The 6,907-nt window shown below is 45.2% G+C and carries 6 protein-coding genes and 1 pseudogene; 4 read left to right on the top strand and 3 right to left on the bottom strand.

Going from position 1 to position 6,907, the window contains the following annotated elements:
* Nucleotides 1–293: 293 nt before the first annotated feature.
* From sbcD to QT974_RS28770, 3 genes are all read right to left on the bottom strand, one after another.
* Nucleotides 294–1,535, bottom strand: a complete 1,242-nt coding sequence (gene sbcD, locus QT974_RS28780; protein ID WP_333471805.1) for an exonuclease subunit SbcD — start codon at nucleotides 1,533–1,535, stop codon at nucleotides 294–296.
* A gap of 139 nt (nucleotides 1,536–1,674) precedes the next feature.
* Nucleotides 1,675–2,250 (bottom strand): Uma2 family endonuclease, encoded by a 576-nt coding sequence (locus tag QT974_RS28775; RefSeq protein WP_333471804.1) that lies wholly within the window; start codon nucleotides 2,248–2,250, stop codon nucleotides 1,675–1,677.
* Nucleotides 2,251–2,433: 183 nt separating this feature from the next.
* The gene (locus tag QT974_RS28770) at nucleotides 2,434–3,708 is read right to left on the bottom strand and encodes an ATP-dependent DNA ligase (RefSeq protein WP_333471803.1); all 1,275 of its coding nucleotides are present in this window, start codon (nucleotides 3,706–3,708) and stop codon (nucleotides 2,434–2,436) included.
* A gap of 385 nt (nucleotides 3,709–4,093) precedes the next feature.
* On the opposite strand from QT974_RS28770, the gene QT974_RS28765 reads away from it, so the two are divergent.
* From QT974_RS28765 to QT974_RS28750, 4 genes and pseudogenes are all read left to right on the top strand, one after another.
* Nucleotides 4,094–4,399 carry a glutaredoxin family protein gene (locus tag QT974_RS28765; RefSeq protein ID WP_333471806.1) on the top strand — a complete coding sequence of 102 codons (306 nt, stop codon included), beginning with the start codon at nucleotides 4,094–4,096 and terminating at the stop codon, nucleotides 4,397–4,399.
* A gap of 155 nt (nucleotides 4,400–4,554) precedes the next feature.
* Nucleotides 4,555–6,048 carry a UDP-N-acetylmuramoyl-L-alanyl-D-glutamate--2,6-diaminopimelate ligase gene (locus QT974_RS28760; protein ID WP_333471802.1) on the top strand — a complete coding sequence of 498 codons (1,494 nt, stop codon included), beginning with the start codon at nucleotides 4,555–4,557 and terminating at the stop codon, nucleotides 6,046–6,048.
* 176 nt (nucleotides 6,049–6,224) lie between these two features.
* Nucleotides 6,225–6,629, top strand: a pseudogene (locus QT974_RS28755) (protein kinase domain-containing protein); the annotation flags it as partial.
* A 59-nt stretch (nucleotides 6,630–6,688) separates the two neighbouring features.
* On the top strand, nucleotides 6,689–6,823 hold the full coding sequence (locus QT974_RS28750; RefSeq protein ID WP_333471801.1) for a hypothetical protein: 135 nt from the start codon (nucleotides 6,689–6,691) through the stop codon (nucleotides 6,821–6,823).
* The last annotated feature ends 84 nt before the right edge of the window (nucleotides 6,824–6,907 follow it).

The raw sequence follows: 6,907 nt of genomic DNA, 5'->3' as shown, positions 1-6,907 counted from the left end.
ATATAAGTTATTAGTTATAATTTTATATTTACTGCGGTCATGCTTCGCCCCTACAGATATATTTGCCAAAACCAGATGTACCCAAACCCGTTAGTATCAAAATTATTCATCTCTCTCTTTTCTTCCTCTGTGTTCTCTGCGTTCTCTGCGGTTAAATTATTCCGGTACAGCCGAAATTGATATATAGCCTTTCTCAAAAAGATGAGGTATGACTGACGGCTTATATAAGCCTAAAACTAAGAGGGCTGAAGCCCAACAACGTACCTGATCTTTGTGAGGATCGGTATAATTTACTAAAATTCGACTAAAACTTCTTCTTCAACTCCCAACAAATCTCGTGCGGCTTCTAGCATACTGTCAGTAATATCTTTCAAATCTTCGCGACTTGCTAAATAAGTTTTCAAAGCATCTAAAGGTTCTATACTATTATTAGCATTTAATTCTGGCAACCGCGGCCTTGCTAGCTGACTGACTAATTCCGGCTGAATTGTGTAGCTGTGGGCGGCGCCGAGAAGTGCGTGCAATTCGGCGTTATCAATTAAGTCTAATTGTTCCGATCGCAATTGGTAGATCAATCTCACGACAGCATCTTGGATTTCCTTCTTCCCAATGGCTTTCACCAAGTCGGCTTGCGGACTCTCCGATTCAGATACGTTCACCTTAATCGTCTGAAACACCCGCACCGGCAAAGTGCAAAATTCCCACTCAGCTTTCCCCCGTTCCAAATTAATCAACACAAAGCCTTTGTCTTCTTTCTCTTCGCTAAAGTCAACTCGTTCGATGCTTCCGGGATAAATTACGGGCGGATTGTTGTTGGCGTTGAGATTTTGGTGTTTGTGGACGTGACCGAGGGCAACGTAGTCGAAACAAGGGCGTGTTAGCATGGCAACTGGTATGTTGAATCCTTTACCGACTGCTAAAAAACGTTCCGCGCCCAAGCTTGCTTTATCTGCCATTAAGTGCGCTAATAGTACGGTGGGGATGTTTGGATCGAGGCGGCGGATTTCGCCTTCCATGGCGATCGTCAGTTTTTCGGTTAATAATTGGTTAACGTCGCCCACAGACAGGCTTTCAGTCTCCGATCGCGTCATTAAGGTCGATCGCGTCAACCAAGGCAGTGTAACCACCTGTACGGCGCCGTTACGGGTGTGTATGAGGTGAGTTTCTAGGCGATCGCCTACAATAAACTTAGGTATTCCCAAAGTCCGGTAAATTCCCAAACTCGCGCCGCCCTGTCCCTGAGAATGTTGGTCGTGATTTCCTACTAGCAAAACTGTCGGAATTTGCGCTTCTACTAAGCGGCTGAATTGGCTCGCAAAAGCCTCTTTTACAAACGGCGGCGGCGTCGAATCAGGGAAAGCATCGCCGCCGAATATAACTAAATCTACTGGTTCAGAAATTGCTCTATCCATACATTTACCCAGTGTGGCCGCGAAGTCTTCCAGCCGCGTATTTAACCCGGTTTCTGGATTGACGCGGCCGTGGGAAAAGCCGCTTCCCATGTGAATGTCTGAAAGGTGTAAAATTTTAATCATTGTTTTTGGGTTTGTGAATTGTAATTTAGGTTCGTAGTGAGGACTTCAGTCCTTCTTAAAAAGCCAAAGAAGGACTAAAGTCCTCACTACGAACCTGGTTTAAGATTTTTGTAAAATACACAAAATGTGATTTCATACATTACGAGATAATGCCGGGGACTTTTTGATAAACTTGTTCAATCGGGCAGCGAAAATCTATACTCGTTAATTCTAACTCATCTCCTTGTCGGTAAATCTGAGCAACCCAATTTCCCTCAGCATTGAGTCGAAAACATTCAATTTGGATTTCTGATTGAGTGATGAGCACGTATTCTTGCAAACTCGATGCTGTTTGGTAATCGGCAAATTTATCGCCTCTGTCAAAGGTTGCTGTTGACGGCGACAACACTTCAATAACCAAAGACGGATACAGGATAAAATCCTCGGTGGAATTTATCTCTCTTTCGTCGCAAGTAACTGCTATATCGGGGTAATAATAGCAATTTGCTTCTTCCAATCGGACTTTTATATCTGACGTGAGAACTAAGCAGGGCGAATTCAGAAAATGCGTCCCTAGCAGCATGATTAAGTTGCTAGAAATAACGATATGGGGCTTTTTTGCCCCCGTCATTGCATAAACGTGTCCGCGTCTGTATTCGTGTTTGATGGGACTTACTCGTTCGCCTTCTAGGTATTCTTCTGGTGAAATGTAGAAGTTGTTTTTGCTGATAACCATTGATTTGTCCTCGGCTGATTTTGTGCGATAATATTTGTTGAAATTCATAGATCCGGCTAGGACATGGCTGAATACCGGACGGCTAAAATTATGTTATTTTCTCTTTGTCTGCGGAGGCAGACTACCCTTCGGGAAGGCTAACGCCTACGTTTGTAAAGACGCGGTTTCAACCGCCGTGCTATTTTAACAAATTTCTAGGAATCGGGCGTGCCACAGTTTGCCGCTTTCTGTCAATCCCTGCGATCGCACTTTGATTTTGACTCCGCGAGGGTTCGCCTCGTACAGTCGGGCAATTTCTAGCATTTCTCCGCTGCTAAAGCCCGTTCCCACTGTTCCGATCGGTACTAACTTGCCCGCAATTTCTTGCGCAACTTCGATCGCACTAAACGGCCGCCCCGCTACTTTTGTCGGAGTCAACCCGACAATCAATAAGTCGTATTCCTGACAGTATTTAGTCCTCACCATGGGAAATTTCTTAACATCTTTCCCACCCACATAGTAGCAGTTATGCAAAACCCACACTTCACCTTCTCTATTTTCTGTTTCCTGCTGCTGGGCTAGCAAAAATTTTTCCGCACTGGTGCGAGATGTCGGGACAATTTCAAATTCTGAAGATAAACTTACCAGCATTTCACCAACTGCAACTCCGGCGGCAATTCGTTCCGATTCTGCCAACCCAGTCAAGTCTTTGCCTTGGGAAAACAAACATTTAAAAATGGCATAAATTGCTGTTGGCTGGGTGGTCGGAAAACCGCTTTCAATATTAACTGTAGCAGCTTGCGCGCCCGTGCGGTGTTCGCTGCCCGTACAGCTTTTGTAATAGAGTTCGCCGTCTAAAACAAAGGTGCCAATTTTAGCTGCTGTGTCGATTAAAGTGCGATCGATCGCAATTGATGCTTGTTGTCGCAGGTTAGTCGATCGCGATTGGTAGTATACTCGATCTGGCGTCGCCACGACCACCACTCGATTGCCGTCGCGTTTTGGCTGTCCCCAATAATCGGGATTTTCGATGTAATAAGAACGTTCGCTGGGCGCGTCTACCGGCTGCATGGTGACAATCCTTCCCGGCTGTAAATGCGCCGGCAATTCCGGGACAATCGGATTGTTGAGAGTCTCAACTTGGGCTGCGGCCTTGGATTTTGCAGCCGGAGCAGCATTGGTGGTAGAGTTGTTTAGACTGCTTTTAGTCGGGTTTTCTCCGGTTTCCAATTCAAACGCTCTTTTCCAAAAGCCGATCGCCATGGACGGGTATCCTTCCGACTCCGCACACAGTGCAAAACTAATAACTTTTGCCGTACCAATTCCGCGCCCGTAATCAGCCAGATACTGCACCGCCCCCGCTTCGCCCATCAAGTGCAATTCCCGCGTCACGATGCGATTGTTCCAGCGTTCTCGAATATCCGCGCTAATTTTTTTGGCTGCTTTGCGCTTGGCTTCTGCATATTCGGTGCAGTCCATACGGCCTCCTGTTTGTACGGCTATTTTCAGAATATACTTTAGCTTGATTCATTAGTCAAGTAGATTAAAACTAAGTTTACAAGTAGCTGTGCATCAACCTGACTATTGGATTATTGATCGACTAGATTTGTTTTTTGACCCCAGAGGTGCAGAGTACCCAGAGTACGAGAAGAAAGAGATGAATCGGCTTGTAGTTGTGTTTTAACGGTCGTTCTCGGTAATTGCTTCTCCTCAAATGTTAAGATAGCCTCGATCGCGAATTGTACCAATCAAGCCGTGAGTTGTGTTTTGCTCACCTTGGTTTTGCCAACTCGCGTTAGCGAAACTTGCAGCTATTGGCTCGCAATTTCGATAATTTAAGATCGAGTCCAATTGTACTCTTATGATGCGATTGATTTTGTACAGCAAGCCCGGATGCCACTTGTGCGAAGGGTTGCAAGAAAAACTCGAACAGATTGAAAGCCTGAAGTTTCAATTGGAAGTACGAGACATTACCGAACGTGATGACTGGTTTCAAGCTTACCAGTACGAAGTGCCAGTTTTATTTAAAGTTGAGTCCCAACTAAAAAAATCTGCTGGCGACAGTGTACTTTCTGCAGAAGAACAATTACCTCGTCCTTCTCCCCGCTGTACAGTTCGACAATTGGAGCAAATGTTACAGAAATATTTGCAAATCGATCGATCGCAATAATATGATTTAACGCAAAAAATCAAGCCCTTCCTGTGCCAAATCCGCACCCTTGGCCCGGAGGCTGTCGATTTCACACCGAAAAGGCTTGTATATAGCGGATAGAACAATTTCTGGCGCAAGTCATATTCAAAACAGCCAAGTGAGGAGTTTTTTCGATGAAATTGAGAGAATTATTAGCAGCGCTTCCCGGCATTTCCTTTGACGCCCAACATCGCGCCCTCGATGCCGAAGTCAAGGGTTTATCTACTAATTCCCACGCTTGTGGGGCGGGGGATTTGTTTTTGGGAATGCCGGGAACGCGGGTAGACGGCGGAGATTTTTGGCCCAGCGCGATCGCCAGTGGTGCAATTGCCGCCATAATTTCCACCGCAGCCGCCGAGAAAACACCCCCCCAAGACGGGGATACCTGCGTGATTGTCGCAACCGATATGACTCAAACTTGCGGTCAAATAGCCACCGCATTTTACGGAAATCCCGCTAACAAATTAAAACTTGTCGGCGTTACCGGAACGAACGGCAAAACTACCACAACTCATTTAATCGAATTTTTGCTCAATCAAATGCAGTTACCAGCAGCAATTTTTGGCACGCTGTACACTCGCTGGCCAGGCTTCCAACAAACTGCACTTTATACTACACCTTTTGCGATCGACCTGCAAAAACAGCTAGCCGAAGCTGTAACCGCTGGATGCAAACACGGTGTCATGGAAGTCAGTTCTCACGCTTTAGCACAGCAGCGAGTTTTGGGCTGTACTTTTGAAGTTGCTGTGTTTACAAACTTGACTCAAGATCATCTCGATTATCACCGCGATATGGAAGATTATTTTGAGGCTAAATCGCTTTTGTTTGGCTCGGATTACCTCAAAAATCGCGCGGTAATTAATATTGACGATGCCTACGGGCGGCGAATTGTTGAAACCCTCAAACCCGAGCAAGTTTGGAGTTACAGCACTAGCGACAAAACGGCTGATTTGTATGCTGATGATTTGCAGTATCAGCCGAATGGAGTTAAGGGAATTCTGCACAGTCCCAAGGGCGAAACTGCTTTTATTTTGCCTTTAGTCGGTCAATTTAATTTATCAAATATGTTGGCTGCTGTCGGTGCAGCTTTACAATTGGGTTTAGATTTGTCCGTCATTGTCGAGAAATTAGCTTTGTTTTCGGGAGTGCCGGGACGCATGGAACGGGTGCAAATTAGTCCCGACCAAGATATTAGCGTGATTGTCGATTACGCCCACACTCCTGACAGTTTGGAGAACTTGTTGAAGGCTTCGCGGCCGTTTATTCCCGGCAAAATGATTTGTGTGTTTGGTTGCGGTGGCGATCGCGATCGCACAAAACGCCCAATTATGGGTAAAATCGTGGCAGAATTAGCAGACTTAGCTGTTGTTACTTCCGACAATCCGCGCACCGAAAATCCCGATCGCATTTTAGAAGACGTTCTCGCAGGTATTCCCGCCACCGTAAAACCCGTCGTGATGTGCGATCGCGCCTCAGCAATTCGCACTGCTATTATGGACGCTAAACCCGGAGATGGCGTGCTGATTGCCGGCAAAGGACACGAAGATTATCAGATTTTAGGCACCGAAAAAGTCCATTTTGACGATCGAGAACAAGCCCGAGATGCCTTGACAGCCAGAATGAACTGATTCGATTAACCCAATTCGACTAACTGTTAATAGTTAACTCAATTCGGTTAACTATTAACGGCTTACTGGGTAGCGATTTTGTGATGCTTTCCGTATTTATACTATGGTATTCTTTGATAATTACTAGACTATAATAGTCAAATAAAAAATTTCATGAACCAATAACTCTCGCTACGATCAACCTCACAGGTTATCAAATTATAGATCACATTTACTCAGGAACTCGCACCCTAGTTTATCGCGGAGTTCGCTTTTGCGATCGAACACTCGTCACCATCAAAGTCTTGCAAAACGAGTATCCCAGCTTTAGCAAACTCGTGCAATTTCGCAATCAATATACCATTGCCAAAAACCTAAATTTTCCCGGAATCATCCAAACCTACAGCTTGGAACCCTACCGCAACGGCTATGCGTTGATTGTGAAAGACTTCGGGGGAATTTCTCTGAAGGCATGGACGGGAAAAGGGGAAATTTTACCCAATTCAATTGAGTTCTTTCAAATTGCGATCGACTTAAGCAATACATTATATATACTTTACCGCCACCGCATCATTCACAAATACATTAAACCCGCCAATATAAAGACTGCGGTAATTTGCCGCGTGTCAAGTGCTTTTTTGGACAATTAAATCAAGTGTTTATGAATCCGATCGCCAATGCGAGCGATGCTTTGGATGCAGCGTGCGTTGGGCGAACCTATGCGGAATTAGAGGTTGAACCTGCGCGAATTATTTTTTTTTATGAAATGGCGATCGAGCTGCAAACTTTCAGTTGACAGTTGACCGCTTGACAGTTACCTCTCCCTAAAAGGAAGAGGATTGAAACAGTGAATAATTTTGTTTTATTTCCCCCTAGAAGG

It is taken from the genome of Microcoleus sp. BM001215392, assembly GCF_036700185.1.
Taxonomy (GTDB): domain Bacteria; phylum Cyanobacteriota; class Cyanobacteriia; order Cyanobacteriales; family Microcoleaceae; genus Microcoleus.
This window is presented reverse-complemented; position numbering and strand designations above follow the sequence as displayed.